The organism is Psychrobacter sp. MF31, from assembly GCF_012847335.1.
GTDB lineage: Bacteria > Pseudomonadota > Gammaproteobacteria > Pseudomonadales > Moraxellaceae > Psychrobacter.
Genome location: NZ_JABBDX010000001.1, coordinates 261,574 through 282,257 on the forward strand (window position 1 = coordinate 261,574; position 20,684 = coordinate 282,257).

The window sequence follows — 20,684 nt, forward strand, 5'->3', positions numbered from 1 at the left end:
GAATGAAAGATAACGCGTTATTTATCGCAGCCGTTTTAATCGCCTTTATATTTGGATTTTTAACGGCATATTTATGGCAAAGTAAGCAGCAGTTAGATCAGGTGATGAATCCTAGCGTAACCTCGGTAGCGGCGGTCGTTGATTCGCAGCATCTTGACAATCCTAAAAATAACTTACCAAATTTAGCCGTCGAAAATAATGTAAAAGCGCAAACTGCGCCGTTAGCTATGTTATCTAATGCCACGTCACTCAATGATTTCTCCTCTGAGCAAGCGCTCAATATTGTCAACGATATGCCCGATTATATGCTTGGTCAATATATTGATAAATTTATGGCAAAAGGGGCAAGCGATGCCATCAATGACAAGCGGCAATTTGCGCAGCGCGCCGTCGAGGAGCTGTATAGCAAAAACGACAATCAGCCGTTAGTTGGCAATATCAAATTGTCATTAAGCTCTGAGGTGCCCGCATCGTCAGTTAGTACAGCGATGCTAAATAAAAATGCCAAACTATTTGCGCATTTGGACACGTCAGGAAAAGTGCCAGCCAGCCCGTTTGTGTTTGTTAAATGGGTGAATAACCAAACGGGTCAAGTTTTACTTTTTGAAAAAAAGGACATTGTAGCAAATCGTAACCAAAACTGGGTCAGTTTTCGACCTTATGATGGCTGGAGCGCCGGAAGCTACGATATCCGCTTTTATCAATTTACCTCTGAGCTTCAGCCGATTGCTCAGCTAACTTATGATGTTTATGAGGTAATTGATTAACGCTTTTTACAACCCACATGGCGCATCAATCTTTGAGATGACCCCACCGCCTAAGCAAACCTCGCCTAGATAAAACACCGCCGATTGCCCTGGGGTGACGGCGCGCTGAGGCTCATCAAAGACGACGCGGACTTGGCTGCCGTCCTCATTATCTGCAAAAACGCTGCACGATTGGTCAGGCTGACGGTAGCGCGATTTGGCAGTACATCTTAAGCCTTGGTTTGAAAAAACTGCTTTTGGCGCTCGATTTTCAACCCAATCCATTTTATAAGCGGTTAAGGTGTTGCTTAAAAGCATGGGATGATCATGACCTTGACCGACGATTAAACGGTTATTTTGTAAGTCTTTTGCGAGGACGAACCAAGGTTCTTCAGGTCGGTTTTTCACGCCGCCAACGCCGATACCGCCGCGCTGACCTAAGGTGTAGTACATAAGACCATCATGCTGACCGATAACTTGACCGTCATCGGTGACGATATCACCTTGTTTGGCGGGTAAGTACTGCTGCAAAAAGTCTTTAAATCGGCGCTCACCGATAAAGCAAATTCCGGTTGAGTCCTTTTTCTTGGCGGTGATCAAATCATGAGCTTCCGCAATTTGACGAACGATGGGCTTTTCAAGCTCGCCAACCGGAAATAGCGTTTTGGCAATTTTATCGCCGCCAACGGCATGCAAAAAGTAACTTTGGTCTTTGTTATTGTCCAAGCCGCGAAGCAGTTGTGCGACGATTTCGCCATCGTCATTTTGATAGTTGACACTTCGGCGCGTATAGTGACCGGTGGCAATAAAATCGGCGCCAAGCGTTAACGCAAAGTCCAAAAACGCTTTAAACTTAATTTCTTTATTGCATAAAATATCCGGATTTGGCGTTCGACCGGCTTGGTATTCGGCTAAAAAATGCTCAAAAACACGATCCCAATATTCCATGGCAAAGTTTGCGGTGTGCAGCTTGATACCAATCTTATCGCAAACGGCTTGAGCGTCCGCCAAATCTTCCATCGCGGTGCAATATTCCGTGCCGTCATCTTCTTCCCAGTTTTTCATAAACAAGCCTTCGACCAAAAATCCAGCTTGTTTAAGCAGTACCGCCGATACCGATGAGTCAACGCCGCCTGACATTCCGACAATCACGCGCGTGCTTGAAGGATTTGGGATATCCGCAAGCGTTAATGCAGGGTGGGCAGCAGAGTTTTGGTTTGGCGCATGATATTCGGTCGCTTGAGAAGATGAGGAGATAACAGACATAATTTGCTCAACAACTTATGGTAATATAAGCGCGATATTATAACAGCTAATCGGGTAGGCAGGTAAATGGGAAGCGGTAATTTGCGAGCTGCCCTGAGGTTTTATAGGTAAGTTTTTATAGGAAAACATAATGATAAAAATCGGTCAAGGTATTGACGTTCATGCGTTTCATAACAGCGGCGCTCAGCAGCAATACGTAGTGCTGGCGGGTGTTCATATTGAGCATAGCCACAGCTTACTTGCGCATTCTGACGGCGACGTTGTTTTGCATGCCTTAGCGGATGCGCTGCTTGGTGCGCTTGCGATGGGTGATATCGGTCAGCATTTCCCCGATACCGATGCGGCAAACGCAGGGCTTGATTCGCGCATTTTGCTGCGCTATGTTTATGGCAAAGTCTTGGCAGAAGGCTATCAGCTTGGTAATGCCGACATTACCGTGCTTTGTGAGCGTCCCAAGCTTGCGCCATACAATGAGTTGATGCGCGCCAACATCGCAAGCGACTTGCAAACCGACATCAAAAACATCAGTATTAAAGCCAGTACTACCGAAAAATTGGGCTTTACCGGCAGACAAGAGGGCATCATGGCGCAAGCCGTGGTATTATTAACCCCAAACGCCGTTAAAGCCTAATAGCGTCATCCCCTTTTTATTTATCTTGGAGTAGTTATGACTGACCAAACCAACACCGACATCGAACAGTTAATCCGCGATCAAATCCGCGACAACAAAGTGATTTTGTACATGAAAGGGACACCGCAGTTTCCGCAGTGTGGCTTTTCAGCACGCTCCGTTGACGTATTGACCCAAATCGGTCGCCCGTTTGCCTTTGTCAACATCTTAGAAAACCCTGAAATCCGCGCGACCTTGCCAAAAGTAGGCAACTGGCCAACGTTCCCGCAGCTTTGGGTGAATGGCGAATTGATGGGCGGCTCGGATATCATTTTACAAATGTACCAATCGGGCGAATTAAAGCCACTCATTGAAGCCAATAGCCCAGAAGCTTAATAAAAGCTTTAATCCATAGTTTTATAAAAAAATCAGCTCAAGCTTAACGTTTGGGCTGATTTTTTTTGATTTTTTAAAGTTGACAGTCATGTTGTTTTTAGAAAAATTTTCCCCATATAAGACATTTAAAATGACAACAATAAAGGACTGCTATGACTGACCAAAGTACAGACACTCACCGTGAAGCGCTCAAACAAGTCTCAGCGCAAATCATTGATTTAGCAAACAATGAGCCAAATTCGGCGCTCAAATGCATTCACCAATTAAGCGTGGCAGGCGGCGCAACCGAAGCGACCTATCAAGCCATTGAGCAGCGAATCCGCGTTGACCAAGACAGCACTGGCGCTTATCATTTGGCATTACTTGCGCAAAATACGCCCGATTTACCCATTGATGTTTGCGCGCTGATTGATGTGGTTATTCATCATGGTGACAACCGCCAACGCCTAGCTTTGCTTAAAAACTTACCCTTACCGCCCGTCGATAGGATTAAATCGGCAATTGCGGCGACCAAAATTGATGCTGATATTAGCGAAATGAACCGTTATTTGGCAGACAATCCGGAAGGTTTGGGAAGTCAGCATATTATCAACAGTTCGCAAAATGACCAAATCGTGCCGTTGTCTTAATTGTTTTTAATATTAAGCGTAATAGTAAAAGCGAATAAAACCTAAAATCTCAATATAATTATTGCTATAATCATCGGCTGATTTTATTTTTTCTGATTTTAATTTAAAAGTTAACCCCAAGCGTTTTTAGCAAGCGAGGCGACATGCAATTTCCAAAATCCTACGATGTGGTGGTTATCGGCGGCGGTCATGCCGGAACTGAAGCGGCGCTTGCAGCAGCAAGGATGGGCGCAAAGACGCTTTTATTGACTCACAATATCGAAACGCTGGGTCAGATGAGCTGCAACCCTGCCATTGGCGGGATTGGCAAGTCGCATTTGGTTCGCGAAATTGACGCGCTTGGCGGAGCAATGGCGCTGGCAACTGACAAATCTGGGATTCAATTTCGGGTTCTAAATAGCCGAAAAGGTGCGGCAGTTCGGGCAACGCGAGCGCAAGCCGACCGCATTTTATATAAAGCCGCCATTCGCGAAACGCTTGAGAATCAACCAAATTTAGACATTTTTCAGCAAGCCGCTGACGATATTTTGGTAGAAAATGGTCGCGCAACAGCGGTCGTGACCTCAAGCGGCATTATTTTTAACACGCAAACGGTCGTTTTGACTTCCGGAACGTTTTTGGGCGGCGTTATTCATATTGGTCTTGAAAATTCCAAAGGTGGTCGCGCAGGTGACCCGCCCGCCATTAAGCTTGCGGATCGTTTACGTGAATTAAACCTTCCTGTGGGTCGCCTCAAAACCGGAACGCCCGCGCGAATTGATGCCCGAAGCGTTGATTTTAGCGTGATGACGGTTCAGCCAGGAGACACGCCGCTGCCGACCATGAGCTATATGGGAAGCACCGCCATGCACCCGCGCCAAGTCAATTGCTATATCACCCATACCAATGCCAAAACGCACGACATTATCCGCCAAAATCTCGACCGCTCGCCGATGTTTTCGGGAAAAATTGAAGGTGTAGGACCAAGATATTGCCCCTCAATTGAGGATAAAATTCACCGTTTTGCGGACAAAGACAGCCATCAAATCTTTATTGAGCCTGAAGGATTGACGACGCATGAACTTTATCCCAATGGCATTTCAACAAGTTTGCCGTTTGACGTTCAGCTTGAATTTATCCATAGCATGAAAGGCTTGGAAAACGCGCATATCACGCGTCCCGGTTATGCCATTGAGTATGATTATTTTGATCCCCAAAACTTAAAGCCAACGCTTGAAACCAAGTCTATTGATGGGCTGTATTTTGCCGGTCAAATCAACGGCACAACGGGCTATGAAGAAGCAGGCGTTCAAGGTTTACTTGCGGGGATTAATGCCGCGCTGGTGACTCAAGACAATCCTGATTTTGAGGTTTGGACGCCGCGCCGTGACCAAGCGTATTTGGGCGTGTTGATTGACGATTTAATCACCCATGGTACCAATGAACCGTACCGAATGTTCACCAGTCGCGCCGAATACCGCTTGCTGCTGCGTGAGGATAATGCTGATCAGCGGTTAACGGCGATCGGTCGTAAGCTTGGGCTGATTGATGATGCGCGTTGGACGGCTTTTGAGCAAAAAATGGATGCCATTGCAAGCGAACAATCGCGCCTAAAAGACTTGTGGGCAACGCCAATGAACGTGCTTGGCAAAGCGTTTAGCGAGCAAACCGGCGAGGCGCTGACCAAAGAAGTTAACGCGCTTGACTTGTTAAAACGACCGCAAGTTCATTTTAATGATATTGCCAAGCTGACGGACTCTCAAGTCAATGAGCAAGTCGGTGATCAGATTGAAATTTCGGTCAAATACGCCGGCTACATCGACCGCCAGCAAGAAGACATCGATCAGATGAAGCGCCTAGAAAATACGCCGATTCCGGACAATTTTGACTTTAGCGCCGTCTCAGGGCTGTCCAACGAAGTGGTTCAAAAATTGGCTAAAGTTCGCCCTGTTACCCTTGCTCAAGCCAGCCGAATCAGTGGTATCACTCCGGCGGCGATTCAGCTTCTTGCGATGACCATTAAAAAGCAAAAAAAAGCAAAGGCGCTGCTTGATGGTTAATGTGGTTTACCAAGGCGATACTTAGTGTAACGATCAATCGGAGTGATATTTGTCAAGATAAAGGCTTAATAAAAATCAACTTTTAAAATTAATTTTTTAAAAAAGATAAAAGGAAACTGATTATGCCTTATGACAAATTATCGGACTTACCGGACAATGTAAAAGACCATCTACCAGAGCATGCTCAAGAAATTTTTCGCGCCGCCTTTAATAGTGCGGCAAAAGAATACGATGACGAGGCAAGGTGGTTTGCTACCGCTTGGGCAGCGGTTGAAAAGGTCTATCATAAAAACGCCGACGGTAAATGGGTAAAAAAATAGTCAATTTGGCAGGCGCTATGATATTCTAATGCTTCCCAATATTTTTTATCTGTTTTTCACTTTGTCAGCTATTGATAAAGTGACTTTTCCGTTGACCTAATTATGATTGATGCTATTGTTTTTGCTATTGCGATTATCCTGCCCAACCTTATTTTAATGGGGTTGGGTTTTTTTATGCAAAGGCGCGGCGCGGCAAGCCCAGCGTTTGTTGATCAGGCGTCAAACTTTGTGTTCAATTATTGCCTGCCGTGCTTACTATTTTTTAGTGTGGTGGACAGCCAAGTCGATTATGGCAAGCAAGTTCAGCTCATTTTAGCAGGCGTGGTGGTGACGTTTATTTTATTTTTTGGGTCGGAAATTTATGCGCGCCGCTTTATTAAAAGTGCGGCTGATCAAGGGGTCTTTGTTCAAGGCGTATTTCGCAGCAATATGGCAATCATTGGACTGGCAACCGTTGCTAACGCTTATGGCGATGAAGGCTTGAGCATTGGCGCTGTTTACATGGGGCTTGTGACCATTTTATTTAATGTTTTGGCGGTGATCACTTTAAGCCGCGTGTTTAAAAGCGTCGAGGACACTTGGCTGACCAAATCAAAATTGATCATTAACAAGCTGATTACCAATCCGCTGATGATTGCCCTCGTTGGCGCGTTTGTTTATAAAGCGCTTAATCTGCCAGCAATTCCGAGCGTGATTCATAAAACTGGCGATTTATTGGCGTCGGTCACGTTGCCGCTTGCGCTGATTTGCGCAGGAGCAAGCATTGAGCTGAGATCAATGCTGAGTCTGTCGGGCGTTTCGATGCAAGCAAGCGTTGGGCGAATTGTCATTGCACCGCTCATTGCAATTGCCGTTGGGCTGGCTTTTGGGCTTCAAGGCATGCATTTAGGCGTGCTATTTTTGATGGTGGCAGCGCCAACGGCGGCGGCAAGCTATGTTATGGCAAAAGCAATGGGCGGTAATGACATTTTGGCGGCAAATATTTTGGCATTTACCACCATTGTTGGCATGTTTGGGATGGCAATTGGCGCGGCGGTACTTCGCGGTATGGGGCTAATTTAGCAAATCATCTACTAAAAAACCGCCAATGAATGAGCGGTTTTTTAGGTTAACAAGTTAATTATTGAGCGGCAGTTGCAGGTTGAATGTCAAATTTAAATTCCCAAAAACTCGCCGCTGTTGTGGTGGCATCAGGATAATTAATTTGCGTTAAATGCATTCTAGCAAAGCTGTTGCCCGCTGCTGAGCGGATCAGCGCGCCTTTATTTGGATTGGCAGTCATTCGATGATTGCCACCGTTATAAGTGAACCAACCATAATCCAAGTTTGGATAGTTTCCTGTTGCTGCTGGATTTAAGCTTGAGCCTTTGGCATCTTTGATCCAACCTGCAGCGCTGGCAGGTTTTTGATAAGCACTGACATTTTGTAAGCTTGTCAAACTTTCAGCTTGGTTGTCCGCCATAAATTTGGCTTTGATCGGCTCGCCTTTGTCATCAAAGTAAGCTTTTGAAGCGTCAGCAAGATAAGCGCCAACTTTGCCATCTCCTGAGTTGCCACCATTTAAAATAATGCTGTCACGTTTAAAGGCAATGTGCCAAGGCGCTGATTTATCAACGACTTTTCCCGATTGCAAATTAAAATATGTCCAGTCGGTTTGACTTGAGGCATCAATTTGCTGAGTTTTTACCGCATTTGGCACCGCCGTATCGATCCAGCGCAAGGTTGGGAATCCTGACGTTGTGCCTTTATAATAGTTAATAATTTGAACGGCAAAAATGGGCAATTGCACCGAGCTTACAGTTTCTGAATTGGTATTGTCTGTGGTGATCAAATAAACGCGGTTATTGGGATACAGCTTATGATCGTTGTTTAAATCATAAGCATACCACGGGCTTTGATTAAAAATGCCGCCGTTTTTGTCCTCATTATAAAGAAAGCTGATATCGCTACCTGTTGCAGGGTCGCGGGTGGCGTGGTTATATTTTAGCAGCTCGCTCCAATCCATCAGCCCAAACACGCCGCCTTTTCCGGTTCCTGATGCGCCACTATTTGACCAAAGCTTGACGCCGCGATCTTGATTTTCAAATTTGACATCCCAAGTGTTTCCCGAGCAGTCGCTTTCAACTTGAGTGTCAAAATCAAAGCAGGACACCGCGCCTTTTACGGTATTGCTGATCGTCCAAGTGGCGCTTTGGGTGAAGCTTGACGTTGTTGGCGGCGCGTTTGGCGTTACCGCTGTGCCGCCGCCGCTATCACTGCCGCAGCCCGATAAGCTTGCCATAACCGCTGATCCTAAAATTAGGGTTAAAGCTTTAGATAAGGTTTTGGTTTTTCTTGCCATGATTATTATTTCCTTAAAATTAAACATTAAAAAGCTAAAAACGATAAAACGGCACAACGGTAAAACAAACAAGCTTGGGCAGTGACCACGTTTTTAAACATAGGTGAAGCGATTGCCAAGTTTCGAAAAACTACCAACGATAGCTTGCGCCAATCAGCCACTCGCGGTTGTCAATGGGTCGAAAGTCGCTTGGGTCTTTGATGTCGCGCTGAACATCAAAAACATTGTTAATGGCGCCATAAATACTTAAGTTGTCATTGGCTTGATAATTTAATTTGCTGTCCAAATTCCAAAAGGCAGGCGAGTAAGATTGATCTTCGGTGCTAATCAGCTGCTTTGATTCATACGTCAATCGCGGAATAAACTGCAATTTGTCATTGATTTGATAATCAACGCCTAGCATGATTTTATGGTTGGGGCGATAGGTCAGCTCACTGTCCGCAGTTTTATTGTGCGTTTTTAAATACGCATAGCTGGCTTGCAATGTCGCATTGTCTAGCGCCTGCCAATCGATGCCAACATCACCGCCATAGGTGTAGGCGCTATCAACGTTGGTATATTGATAAATGGAAATGCCGTTTTCAATTAAAGCATTGCTGTCATCAGTTTGGATTAAGTCTTTAATATCGTTATAAAAGCCGTTGGCATTGACACTTAACTTATCGCTCAGCTTACTTTGATAACCCACTTGAAAACTGGTTGAAGTTTCCGGCTGCAAGTTTGGATTTCCCAGTACCTTATAGCCCAAATTGCTGTGGTCAAAAACATAATAGCGCTCTTTTAAGTTTGGCACGCGGTAGCCTGAACCAATACTGGCGCGAAAAATATGGTCGCGACCTTGAGCATCCATCGCGTTATATTTCAAAGCGACTTTTGGGGCAATATGATCGCCAAAGTCCTCATCGTTTTGGTAGCGAATGCCGGTTAATACTTCAAAGTTGTTGCCGATCAGCCAGTCATCTTGCGCGTAAATTTCGCCAACGGTTCGGCTCACTTCATCGCGGCTAAGTTCGCTGACTTGATTTTTGGTTTGGGTTAAGGTGTCTTTTTGACCTTGAACGCCAAATTGAATTAAATGTGTATGTTTATCCGACAAAGTAATGGTAGGTAAATCAAGCTGAGCTTGAGCAAGGGCAGTGGTGATGTCGGTATCACGAGCTGAATCGCGCTCCTGCTCAGAAAACGTGTCCGATTGGCTTTTATAGTCTTCAAATAAGCCTTGAACCAAAAGCTGATAGGGCGCTTGGTTTGATCCCAGATGGATATCAGAGCGACCACCAACGCTGATCCGGTTTTTGGTAATGGCTTCGTTACGCTGCTGCGGTAAGTTGAGGGGTGGCACGTAAAGGCTAAAGCGGCTGGTATCCTCTTCTTTATAATGGGTCGCTTCCGCCCAATAGTTGGCGTTAGTTAGCAGCGTGCCTTGGGTGTTTGATATTGCGTTTTTGCCATTTGGGGTAAAGTCCAATCGCGCGGTGATTTGTGATTGTTTGCTGGCGTCTTTAAGCCGCGACCACGTATCGGAATCAAGACTCAAGCCTTGATCGTCCAAATACGATGCAGAAAGCCTACCGCGAAGTCGGTCACCTTTATCTAACGCACCCTCAATCCCTGCCTCTATAAATCGTTTATTGGCATCAAAGCTTTTCCCTGACGGGTTTTGCTTGCCGTTGGTAGCAAGCTCGGCGGTAACGTGAGCGCGGGTATTACCAATCGGTTTGGTGATGATATTAATCACTCCACCCATCGCCGCGCTACCAAACTGCGCGGACGCTGCCCCTTGGACAATCTCAATTTGCTCAATATCCACATTCATATACTGATCAAGATTGACCGTCGATCCGGTGCTTGCAGTGATCGGCAAACCATCTATCAGCACCAACACTTGATCGCCGCTAAAACCTTGCATGACCACTTCATAACCGGTTTTGCCATGAATTTGACGTAAATAAACGTTTGGAAGCAGCTTAAGCGCGTCCTTTAACGTGTGTGCCTGATTGTCATCAAGGGTTTTTTTATCCAAAACCTGAACAGCAACGGGGGCGTCATTAAGCGTTTTGCTTGATTTGGTGGCAGTGACAACGACCGTGTCAAGCTTGGTGCTAGGAGCGCGGTTATCAAAAAGCGAGTCAGCCGCCGCTTGCGCAGGAATGGCAGCAACAGCAAATGCCGTCATAATGGCAACACTCAAGGCTTGCCGCGGTAAATTAGGCGTGGTAATGAAAAATAAAGGGGTCATTAAAAAAGCCATCAATCAAAATCACGCGCCAAACTTTTGGTTAAGCATCAAAAATAGCGAGAGATAAAAGTTCGGTTGCGTTACGAGTAGCCATGAATCAGAAACAAAGTAACGATATGCTAATATAAATGATAATAGTTATCAACTGTTAAATTATAATTATTATCATTTACAAATAAAACAAAGTTCGGCATAATCACTCTAATTTGATTTTTCACCCAATAAGGAGCCCGCCATGACCAAATCTGTTGCTATCTCTCAAAAAGACACTGCGCTTTGGCAATCGTATCAAGATAAAAAAGCGTCAAATCCCATGCTATTTCCAACTGAAGGCGCAACAGCGCTTGGTATCAGTGAGTTTGAATTGCTCCTTGCGGCGCCTTACAGCCAATATATCGGTAGCGACTGCAAAGCCGTATTAAAGCAATTTAAGGATTTTGGTGAGGTTGAAAGCATCGTTCGTAACGATTTGGCAGTTCACGAAAAAACGGCGGCATATCATAACCTTAAGCTTGGCGACAAAATGGGCATCGCGCTAAACGTTGGCGGTTTAGATTTGCGTTTTTTTATGGGGCGCTGGAAGCATATGCTTGCGGTTACCGATTTAAGCCGCGATAAGCCGTCTTATAGCATTCAGTTTTTTAATGAGTCGGGCGCGGCGATTGATAAGGTTTATCTTCGCGATCTAAGTGAGGAGGCGATTTCGCGCTGGCAAGCCATGATTGCCGAGCAAGCAAAAACAGTAAGCGTCGACAGCATTGAGCTTGAAATTACGGACGCGCCAAAGAACTGGCAACTTAAAACCCTTGATGACGCGGCGCAGTCGGAGCTTGAAAAAAGCTGGCTTGGAATGAAAGACGTTCATGAATTTCATGGGCTATTGCAAAAACTAAAAGTTGACCGCGCCAGCAGCTACGCTCAAGCGCCTGAAGGCATGACGGCTCAGCTTGAAACGGTAGCGGTTGAAGCCATGTTTGAAAAAGCGCGTGAGACCAAGTGCCCAATTATGATTTTTGTGGGCAATAGTGGCTTAGTTCAAATCCAAACGGGAACGGTCAAAACGCTCAAACGCATGGGCGATTGGTTCAATATTTTAGATAAAGACCACAACAATTTTACTTTGCATTTAAAAGACCAAGCGCTAGCGCAAGTTTGGTGTGTAAAACGCCCAACGGTTGATGGCATCGTGACTTGTATTGAAGGCTTTGATGATAACGGCGTGAGCATTTTTAGCGTCTTTGGTCAACGAATGGAAGGCAACGCTGAGCTTGAAACTTGGCAAAAAATTACCGCTGAGATGATTGAAAAATTTGGGATCATCCAAGCAGAAGAACGCCAAGCAGTAAATGCTTAACCAATTTATGTTTGATAAGCGTGCCGTCAACAAGTTAAAGCAAGTGACTGCTTCTCAATGATTTATGGTTAACTTTAATAATGAAAATAGACAATCAAGGAGCGATGATGTCGCCTCAAGCGGTTACTGTGATGAGTCAATCAAAATTTTCGGCGGCGCTGATCTTTGGGCTGCTGTCTGCAACGAGCCTTTCAGCGCAAGCTTATGATCGCATTGTGGCGATGAGCCCTGATGTGGTGGATGTGATGGTCGCGCTTGGGGCGACCCATAAACTGGTCGGCAAAGATGCTACCAACAGCAATCCTGCGCTAAAACATGTGCGACCGGTGGGAATGCACCGCAATATCACTGCCGAGTCTGTGCTTGCGGTCAAGCCTGATTTGGCGCTTGGCAGTTACATGGTTCAGCCGGCAAGCATTTATCAGCGCTTAAACGGCTTAAAAGTAAAAGCGGTCAACGTCGCTCCTAAAGAAGATGCTGCCACGTTTGCAAGTAGTATCAAAATGATTGGCAACTATGTCGGCAAAAAGTCGCAAGGCAATCAATTGGCAACTACGTGGCTTAAGCAAATGCAGCCGATGAAAGCCACCAAAAAGCGCTATGTGCTCAGCTATGACGGTCGTATTGTTGCAGGAAAAGGGACGGTTGGTGATGAGCTGATTCGCCGAGCAGGCGGTATCAATGCCGCGAACGTGTCAGGACTTAAGCCCATGTCGCGTGAAGGTTGGCTTGCAGCTAAGCCGGACGTCATCATCATCGCCGATCATAATCAAGCTATGGTTGGCGGTTTGGCAGGATTTAGCAAGCGACCTGAAATTGCCGCAAGTAAAGCTAGCGTTCAATTTTGGCCAGCGGACAGCTTTTTACGCTACGGGTTAAATTCCCCGCAAGTGCTTAAAAAGCTGAATGCTGCTGGAAGCTAATCCCATAATTTTAAAGATGTTTAATTTTATTTTTTATAAGTCATGTTTATTATGGCAAATTTAGCAAATATGCTTGCCGCACCACTTCCTATCAGCCGCAAAAAATATAGAAACGGCATTTATTATGTGATGGCGGTGCTTGGCTCATTGATTTTAATTTGGCTTGGGCTTGGTATCGGGTTTGGGGAGTGGTCAAATCCACTGCACTTAGATGAGACCATTTGGCAGCTTCGTTATCCGCGCGTGGCGACGGCGCTATTGGTTGGCATGGCGCTGTCAGTCAGCGGGGCAGCGCTACAAGCTTTGTTTGAAAATCCGCTTGCCGATCCAAGCTTGATTGGTACGTCAGGCGGCGCAGCGCTTGGCGTGGTTTTGGTGTTGGCTTTTGGGATAGGCGGTATTGGCGTGCCATTCGCGGCTTTTTTAGGAAGTGTTTTGGTGTGCTTGTTTATTTTGGCATGCCATCGATTTTTGGGTGGCGGTCAGATGGGGCTGCTGATTTTGGGTTTCGTCATTAGCGCATTTTGTGCGGCGGTGGTCAGCCTGATTTTGTTCATGTCCGATGATTTGGTGCTGCGCTCAGCAACCAATTGGCTGTCAGGAAGTATGGCAGAGGCAGGGTTTGTGCCGCTGCGATATTCCATCATTTCCATGCTGCTTGGGTTAGCTATTTTATTGCCGCTTGGTCGAAAGCTTGATGGCTTAATGCTTGGCGAAACGGCTGCCAAATCGCTTGGCATTCAAGTGGGGGCAACGCGCTGCTTGGTGGTGATTGCCTCGGCATTGTTGACGGGCGCGGCGGTATCGCTTGCCGGCGTGATTGGGTTTATTGGCATGATGGTGCCAAACCTGCTAGCGATTTTATTTGGCGGCGGTCGGATGCGCCTTATGATCTGGTCGGGCTGGCTTGGCGCGATGCTGCTTTTGGTGATTGATGGTATGGCGCGGCATGTGGCTTATCCGGTGGATGTTCCGGTTGGCATTGTCTTGGCGCTTTTGGGTGGTCCTTTTTTTGTTTGGCTATTTGTCAAAAGCTCGCGCCGCTAATTTGACATGAAACAAGGATTTGGGAATGACTACGATAGCAACTGACGCGCTGTTAACGCTAAGCAATATCCGGATTCAATCAGGTCAAAAGCGGCTGCTTGATGTTGAAAAGCTTTGCCTGCCCAAGCAAAAACTGGTGGCGTTTATTGGTCCAAATGGCGCAGGAAAAAGCACGCTGCTTCACAGTATTTTAGGTCAGCATTCAAGCCTTGGGCTAAACACCTCGGGCGACATTTTAGCTCAAGGTCAGCCAATAAGTGAGGTACTGCAAGCCGGAAAAATTGCTTGGGTGGGTCAGCACGAGCGCTTTGAGTTGCCACTCACCGTCCTTGATTATGCGCTGCTTGGCGTGTCGCCCAATTTGGCTTGGTATCAGCGCCCAAATAAAGACCACGTCAAGCGCGCCAAGCACTTGCTGCAAGAGTTTGAATTATCAAGCCTGCTTGACTCGCGCGTTCAAAGCTTATCGGGCGGTGAAAAACAGCGCCTTGCCATCGTCCGCGCGCTCATGCAAGATACTGAGATTTTAATGTTTGATGAACCAACCAATCATTTAGACATTCGCCATCAGCGTTTTTTACTGAGCTATCTTCACGATTTGGTTCGGCATCGCCAAAAAAGCATTTTGGTCGTATTGCATGACTTGACGCATGCTCACCGATATACCGATGAGGTTGTGCTTCTTAGCCAAGGTCGCGTGGTCGCTCAAGGTGCTCCCGATACAGTGATGACTTGTCAGGTGTTAAGCGACGTTTATCAAGTTGATATCAACGCTCATTTAACGACGGATGGCATGGTATTTGTCTAAAGGAGTTTGCCGCGATTGACTTGTTTTTTAGCATAATTTACGACATGATGAGGTATTAGGAATAATATTATTCTATTTTGTGGTAAGGAGTGCCGAATGCAATTGCTAGATCAAACCGAAGTTCGTCAGCATTTAACCATCAATGCCGCAATCGATGCCATTGAGCAGCTACTGACGTTACAGCACCATCACCCAACTTGGGTCAACTCTCCAGAACGGCTTGTTATCCCAACGTTTAGCGAATCAAGCAATCATAGTCAAGGCTCGCATTTGTCCATGCCTGCCACTATTTTTGATGATAAAGAAGAATTTGCGATTGTAAAGCTGGTGACCATTTGCCCTGACAATCCTAAACGTCATCTGCCAACCACCACCGCGACCATCACCGTATCGGACAATGCCACAGGAAAAATGCTTGCCATCATGGACGGCAGTTACATCACTGAGGTGAGAACCGCCGCGCTATCAGGAATTGCAACCAAGCTTATGGCAAAAACGGACTGTCAATCAGCAGCGGTTATTGGCTGCGGTGGCATGGCGTTTGAGCAGCTCAATGCCGTCTTAACCGTTCGCCCAAGCATCGACCGCGTTTATCTATGGAACAGAAGTCAGGACGGGGCAGCAGCATTTAAAGCCAAATTTGCAAAAGAGTATAATTTTGACAATATTGAGCTTATCGTTTGTCATGATATCAATGACGCTTTAAAAAACGCGGACATTATTAATGTTGCAACGCGGTCAAATCAAGGCTTGTTTCATATAGATCAAATTAAAACAGACGCGCATATCAATGCTGTAGGCGCTTATTTGCCCTCAATGAAAGAGATCAGCAGCGAAGTTGTCGCCAAAAGCCAAGTCATTGTCGATGATATGGCAGGAAGCCAAGCTGAAGCAGGGGATTTGATTCAAGCTCAGCATGCCGGACAATGGGATTGGAATGATTTGATTGGGGATTTAAAAGCGCTTCTTATTTCGCCTAATAAAATCGATACCCAGAAGTTAACTTTATTTAAATCCGTTGGCGCTGCAAGCTTTGATGCCGCAGTCGGGCTTTATATGGCAAAAAAAGCCACCAAAGCGTCGCTTGGATTGCAAACGGCTTGGTGACTTTTTTTAAGCTTTTTAGATAACTTTAAAATTATTATTGTTAACGTCAATGACGCTGTTATTGTTTTTTTGCTGTTATAGTTTTTAATCTATTTAAAAGCCGCCGTCAATGATTCACATTGGCAGCGGTTATAAAATCTAATATCAAACGCGGCTGTCGGTATCGCGGTCATGAATATTGCGTTTTTCTTCCAAGCGTTTTTTGCGGCTAGGGCTGATGCGATAAGTGAGGTAAGCAAAAACAGCCAGAACCAAAACAAACGCTGCGATATACATAAAAATCGATGAGCCAATAGTGGCAGAAGGTTCCATAGCAAGCACTCCAATAAAGTTTATCAATAAAAAGCTTACTAGAAATTATGCAATCGCGCTTTAGCTTTGTAAAGTAAACAAATTTAACTTTGGTATGAGTTTCAGTGACTGCAATCTTGCCTCTTGGTCAAACACATTGGCAGTGATGATCAGCTCATCGGGCTGATGCTGATTGAGAAATGCCGCAAGTTTTGGGCGAACACTGTCAGGCGCGCCAACAAAGGATACGGACAACGCGTTATCCACCATCATTTTCTCACTTTGACTCCAAATGGCGCTCATATCTTGAACCGGCTTTGGCATCTGACCGCGCTCACCTCGGCGCAAACGCACAAAGCTTTGTTGAGCTGAGGTGAAATGATAATGTGCCGTAGTATCATCATTGGCAAGCAGCATGTTGGCAGCAAGCATCACATAAGGCGCTTGTAGATGGGCAGATGGCTTAAAATTTTCACGATAAGCTTGAATCGCTTGGCTCATCATCTGCGGCGCAAAATGGGAGGCAAACGCATAAGGTAGCCCTAAGTGTGCGGCAAGTGTTGCTCCAAATAATGACGATCCCAAAATCCAAATCGGCACGTTAGCTCCTGCCCCCGGAATCGCTTGCACCGGACTTGCTTGCGTGTCATTACTCAAAAAGAATTGTAATTCTTGGACATCTTGTGGGAAGCGCTCCGCGTCGTTCATCTGTCTGCGAAGGGCGCGAAAAGTGGCGCCATCAGTGCCAGGCGCGCGACCAAGTCCTAAATCGATGCGGTCGCCATATAAAGCTTGCAGCGTTCCGAATTGCTCAGCAATGGTTAGCGGCGCGTGGTTAGGAAGCATCACCCCGCCTGAGCCGATGCGAATGCGTTGAGTTTGGCTACCGATATGGGATAACAGTACCGCCGTTGCTGCACTGGCAATGCCTGGCATGTTGTGGTGCTCTGCCATCCAATAGCGATTCAAGCCAACCTCTTCTGCGCATTTGGCAATGCTAACGGTTTGGAAAATGCCGTCAGCGACCGTTTTACCTTGCGGCACAGGCGCTAAATCTAAAAAAGAAATAGGAAGGTTACGATGGTCTTGGGACATAGGTCACCTCATTCGTTGTTATTTATCTGCTAAAAAAACAGTATTAACTATAATGCGGTGACCGAAATGAAAATAAAGGCGATTGTTAATATCGATAACAAAAAACGGCGACTGCTCCGTCATTTATCCAAATTGAGATAAAGCTGTGCTTTAAAAAGGCAATTATTAAACAGGCAATTATTTTTTATCAAATTGCTGCTGACAAAGCTCCATAAACGCGCGACCATATTGGCGAATTTCAGCATCATCACGAACCGCCATCCAACTGGTAAAGCGACCAAAGTGGCTGACCGGAATGGCAGTTAAGTTTTGATAGTGGCTTGGTTCAAATGCCATTTCAGCAATGATACCAATACCAAGCCCAAGTCCCACATAGGTGCTAATCACGTCCGCATCAAGCGCTGCCAAAACGATATCTGGCTCAAGTCCTGCATCACTAAAGGTTTTGTCAATAGCGCCGCGACCGGTAAAGCCGCCGTGATAAGTGATGATGGGGTAGCTGGCAAGCGTTGGCAAATCGATATCTTCTTGACCAACCAACTCATGATCGCTTGGCACAATCACCCGATGCGTCCAGTCATAATAGCGATAGCAGCGCAAATAGCTGTTATGAAGCAGCGCTTCGGTCGCAATACCAATATCCGCCTGACCACGAATCACCATTTGCGCGATGGTTTCAGGATCTGCTTGCTGCAAAATTAAATTGACTTTGGGAAAGCGCTCTTTAAACGTTTTCACCACTTGCGGCAACACATATCGCGCTTGCGTGTGCGTCGTAGCGATGGTCAGCGTTCCAGTATTGGGATTGTTAAAATCAAGGCTTAAATTTTCAATCGTTCGGATTTCAGCAAAAATCGACTCGATATGGGGCATGAGCGCCATTCCCATTTCCGTAAGTCCCGTCAAGCGCTTACCTTGGCGAACAAAAACTTCGGTTTTAAGCTGATTTTCAAGGGCAGCGATGTGCTTTGACAAGCTTGATTGGCTAGTATGCAGCACGAGCGCCGCTTGGCTTAAATTATAGCCATTGACCACTGTGTGCCAAACCGTTTCAAGCTGCTTGAGCTGAATCTGTAGATGCCGCTGATTGACCACCATATCAATTGCCATAAATTATCCTAATTATAAAATAAAACGCCACAAGTCACTCAATGCCATACAAAAATAAGCCAGCTTTTAGCGCTTGGCTCGTTATTTTCGCAAAGGGCTAGTGTAAAGCAAAGCTATTATTCTTGTATATAATAAATAGTTATCAAATTATTTTATTTTGGAATATAAAATTAAAATATCAGTTAAAAAATCAAGACAAAGGATTCGGAAAATAATGGGTCAAAACTTTGATAATCAAATCATTCATAGTAATGTCGTCATTATTGCAGTCTAAATAAGGCATCATTGTTGAGCGATCTTAAAGCGACCACGCTAAACTCAGGAAAGTCAGGAAAAATGCCGTGAATGAAAGAGCTTGTCTTGTTGCCGAATGGCAATAGGATAAAGCATAACGGTCACCTTAAGCGATAGTAATTAGCAGACATAAACTTGAATTAATTAGATCAAGCAAGATAGTTAATTTACTAAAATTATTAAAATTAAGTTGATTAAGAATTAATCTGATTTTACCTTTAATAAAATCGATAGCTTTGATTACTCACTATTACAATTAGTAATGCCAGCTTAACTTGTTGAATAAGAACAACGGCAAGTCGCAAAAAAATCATGAAGATCGCTAGTCAATCCAAGCAATCTCAAGTACCATAATTCCATTTTGCGGTCGGCTCAAGACGGATGGCATCAGCACAGTTGCCAAAAGCAGGGAGCGGCTTTAGTTTTGATGGTTTGGTGATGTGATATGACGGCTGTAAATCCTGTTCCGCCGGCGGCTTCTGAGAAAAAATCTTGGGGCAATGCCGCAAAAGCTTATCTTGATCGGCGCGCTATTATTATGCTTCTGCTTGGGTTTGCCGCTGGCATCCCGATTTTGCTGATTTTTTCAAGTTTGTCACTTTGGCTTCGTGAGGCAGGGGTAGATCGCAGCGTGGTGACGATGTTTAGTTGGGCGGCGCTTGGCTACTCGTTTAAGTTTATTTGGGCGCCCTTAGTTGATGCTGTGCCGTTTCCTATTTTAAATAAGCTGTTAGGTCGCAGGCGCAGTTGGATTTTGGTGTCGCAAGTGCTGATTATCCTAGCGATCTGTATGATGGCAAGCGTTAACCCGATCAGTAGCGACAATTTAACATTGATGGCAATTGGTGCGGTGCTGCTTGGGTTTTCGTCCGCAACGCAAGATATTGTAGTGGATGCTTACCGAATTGAGCTTGCGCCACCAAGCTTGCAGTCGGTGCTGTCGGCAATGTACACGGCAGGGTATCGCCTTGGGATGATTGTGGCAGGAGCAGGAGCGCTGTATTTGGCGGACTTTTTTGGCTCAACGGAAGCGGCCTACAACTATGAAGCTTGGCGAAATACCTACTTTATCATGGCAGCGGTGATGGGCGTTGGCGTCGTCACCACCTTGATGATTCGTGAACCGGTTTCTAATCAAGTTCGCGAAGGCGTTTATATGCAAAAATCCGATTATGGTCGCTTGGTTGCGGTTTTTGCGTTGTCCGTCATTGGTTTTGTGATGGTGTTTGCCAATTTTGGCGCGCTGCTTCCTGAAACCGAAAGCGTTTTATTAGGCTTTTTATTTGAAACGATCCATTTGTCAGTCAGTTTAATAGCGGCGCTAATTATTGGTGTGGCTTTGGTTAAAGTTGGCTTGGTACAAAAAAAGGTGGCTTATGCCACGTGGATTGAGCCGATTGCCGATTTTTTCCGCCGCTATGGTAAAAAAGCACTCTTGCTACTTGCGCTTATCGGCTTGTACCGTGTCTCCGACATTGTGGCAGGCGTGATTTCCAACGTTTTTTATCAAGATATGGGCTTTAGCAAAACCGATATTGCTAATGCTGTAAAATTAGTTGGCGTGGTGATGGTGATTGCTGGCGGCTTTTTGGGCGGCATTTTGGCGCAAAAAATGCGCATGATGCAAGCCATGATGGTTGGGGCGATTTTAGCTTGTGCGACCAACTTACTGTTTATCCTTTTAACTTATCATCCGGGCAGCTTAAGCTATCTTTATTTGGCGGTGATTGCCGATAATTTGGCGGCAGGGCTTGCAAGCGCAGTATTTATTGCCTTTTTGTCTGCGTTAACTTCGATCCGTTTTACTGCAGTTCAATACGCGATTTTTTCATCGCTGATGACGCTATTCCCGAAGGTTCTTGGCGGCTACTCAGGAACGATCGTTGATAATATGGGCTATCCGTTCTTTTTTGCCTTTACGTTTGCGATCGGCATTCCTATTTTGGTACTAGTATATTTAGCGGATAAATATATTGTCATTGTTGATAATGATAAAAACGAGGACGACTTGACACAAGCCAATCCGTTACTTACCGATACCAACGAGCCGCCGCGAGCGGCTGAATAAA

19 protein-coding genes are annotated in these 20,684 nt (G+C 45.5%); 13 read left to right on the forward strand and 6 right to left on the reverse strand.

Translation table 11 applies throughout. The annotated features are described in order from the left end of the window. The first annotated feature begins 2 nt into the window (after nt 1-2). Nucleotides 3-767: a hypothetical protein gene (locus tag HF322_RS01130; RefSeq protein ID WP_169391552.1), complete on the forward strand. Its 765-nt coding sequence runs from the start codon at nt 3-5 to the stop codon at nt 765-767. Between the two features lie 6 nt (nt 768-773). Here the strand turns inward: HF322_RS01130 and mnmA are convergent, their stop codons facing one another. Further along, on the reverse strand, nt 774-1,886 hold the full coding sequence (mnmA, locus tag HF322_RS01135) for a tRNA 2-thiouridine(34) synthase MnmA (protein ID WP_375138516.1): 1,113 nt from the start codon (nt 1,884-1,886) through the stop codon (nt 774-776). A 256-nt stretch (nt 1,887-2,142) separates the two neighbouring features. Between mnmA and ispF the strand changes: the two genes are divergently transcribed. The 6 genes from ispF (at nt 2,143) to HF322_RS01165 (ending at nt 7,068) form a co-directional block, all read left to right on the forward strand. Next, complete coding sequence (gene ispF, locus HF322_RS01140; RefSeq protein ID WP_169391554.1) at nt 2,143-2,643, forward strand: 2-C-methyl-D-erythritol 2,4-cyclodiphosphate synthase; 501 nt, start codon at nt 2,143-2,145, stop codon at nt 2,641-2,643. Between the two features lie 36 nt (nt 2,644-2,679). Then, the gene (grxD, locus tag HF322_RS01145; protein ID WP_169391555.1) at nt 2,680-3,018 is read left to right on the forward strand and encodes a Grx4 family monothiol glutaredoxin; all 339 of its coding nucleotides are present in this window, start codon (nt 2,680-2,682) and stop codon (nt 3,016-3,018) included. Nucleotides 3,019-3,170: 152 nt separating this feature from the next. Continuing rightward, a complete protein-coding gene (locus tag HF322_RS01150) occupies nt 3,171-3,647 on the forward strand; it encodes a hypothetical protein (protein WP_169391556.1) in 477 nt (158 codons plus the stop codon). A gap of 143 nt (nt 3,648-3,790) precedes the next feature. Continuing rightward, complete coding sequence (gene mnmG / locus HF322_RS01155) at nt 3,791-5,686, forward strand: tRNA uridine-5-carboxymethylaminomethyl(34) synthesis enzyme MnmG (RefSeq protein ID WP_169391557.1); 1,896 nt, start codon at nt 3,791-3,793, stop codon at nt 5,684-5,686. A 122-nt stretch (nt 5,687-5,808) separates the two neighbouring features. Next, nucleotides 5,809-6,006, forward strand: coding sequence for a ChaB family protein (locus HF322_RS01160; RefSeq protein WP_169391558.1), 198 nt, complete (start codon nt 5,809-5,811; stop codon nt 6,004-6,006). Nucleotides 6,007-6,108: 102 nt separating this feature from the next. Further along, the gene (locus tag HF322_RS01165) at nt 6,109-7,068 is read left to right on the forward strand and encodes an AEC family transporter (RefSeq protein WP_169391559.1); all 960 of its coding nucleotides are present in this window, start codon (nt 6,109-6,111) and stop codon (nt 7,066-7,068) included. Between the two features lie 58 nt (nt 7,069-7,126). Here the strand turns inward: HF322_RS01165 and HF322_RS01170 are convergent, their stop codons facing one another. Together HF322_RS01170 and HF322_RS01175 are read right to left on the reverse strand one after the other, a co-directional pair. Continuing rightward, nucleotides 7,127-8,347: an HmuY family protein gene (locus HF322_RS01170; protein ID WP_169391560.1), complete on the reverse strand. Its 1,221-nt coding sequence runs from the start codon at nt 8,345-8,347 to the stop codon at nt 7,127-7,129. Nucleotides 8,348-8,477: 130 nt separating this feature from the next. After that, a complete protein-coding gene (locus HF322_RS01175; protein ID WP_169391561.1) occupies nt 8,478-10,586 on the reverse strand; it encodes a TonB-dependent siderophore receptor in 2,109 nt (702 codons plus the stop codon). Between the two features lie 235 nt (nt 10,587-10,821). On the opposite strand from HF322_RS01175, the gene HF322_RS01180 reads away from it, so the two are divergent. The 5 genes from HF322_RS01180 (at nt 10,822) to HF322_RS01200 (ending at nt 15,825) form a co-directional block, all read left to right on the forward strand. Continuing rightward, complete coding sequence (locus HF322_RS01180) at nt 10,822-11,940, forward strand: ChuX/HutX family heme-like substrate-binding protein (RefSeq protein WP_169391562.1); 1,119 nt, start codon at nt 10,822-10,824, stop codon at nt 11,938-11,940. A gap of 107 nt (nt 11,941-12,047) precedes the next feature. Beyond that, nucleotides 12,048-12,863: a hemin ABC transporter substrate-binding protein gene (locus HF322_RS01185; protein ID WP_223193116.1), complete on the forward strand. Its 816-nt coding sequence runs from the start codon at nt 12,048-12,050 to the stop codon at nt 12,861-12,863. Between the two features lie 51 nt (nt 12,864-12,914). Next, complete coding sequence (locus tag HF322_RS01190) at nt 12,915-13,910, forward strand: iron ABC transporter permease (RefSeq protein ID WP_223193117.1); 996 nt, start codon at nt 12,915-12,917, stop codon at nt 13,908-13,910. Nucleotides 13,911-13,935: 25 nt separating this feature from the next. Continuing rightward, nucleotides 13,936-14,718: an ABC transporter ATP-binding protein gene (locus HF322_RS01195; protein WP_169391563.1), complete on the forward strand. Its 783-nt coding sequence runs from the start codon at nt 13,936-13,938 to the stop codon at nt 14,716-14,718. A 96-nt stretch (nt 14,719-14,814) separates the two neighbouring features. Continuing rightward, complete coding sequence (locus HF322_RS01200) at nt 14,815-15,825, forward strand: ornithine cyclodeaminase family protein (RefSeq protein WP_169391564.1); 1,011 nt, start codon at nt 14,815-14,817, stop codon at nt 15,823-15,825. A 144-nt stretch (nt 15,826-15,969) separates the two neighbouring features. Here the strand turns inward: HF322_RS01200 and HF322_RS01205 are convergent, their stop codons facing one another. From HF322_RS01205 to HF322_RS01215, 3 genes are all read right to left on the reverse strand, one after another. Beyond that, complete coding sequence (locus HF322_RS01205) at nt 15,970-16,137, reverse strand: hypothetical protein (RefSeq protein WP_169391565.1); 168 nt, start codon at nt 16,135-16,137, stop codon at nt 15,970-15,972. Nucleotides 16,138-16,197: 60 nt separating this feature from the next. Next, the gene (locus tag HF322_RS01210; protein ID WP_169391566.1) at nt 16,198-17,211 is read right to left on the reverse strand and encodes an LLM class flavin-dependent oxidoreductase; all 1,014 of its coding nucleotides are present in this window, start codon (nt 17,209-17,211) and stop codon (nt 16,198-16,200) included. Between the two features lie 177 nt (nt 17,212-17,388). After that, on the reverse strand, nt 17,389-18,321 hold the full coding sequence (locus HF322_RS01215) for a LysR substrate-binding domain-containing protein (RefSeq protein ID WP_169391567.1): 933 nt from the start codon (nt 18,319-18,321) through the stop codon (nt 17,389-17,391). Nucleotides 18,322-19,060: 739 nt separating this feature from the next. Between HF322_RS01215 and HF322_RS01220 the strand changes: the two genes are divergently transcribed. Beyond that, nucleotides 19,061-20,683 (forward strand): MFS transporter, encoded by a 1,623-nt coding sequence (locus HF322_RS01220; RefSeq protein WP_169391568.1) that lies wholly within the window; start codon nt 19,061-19,063, stop codon nt 20,681-20,683. Nucleotide 20,684 lies beyond the last annotated feature (1 nt).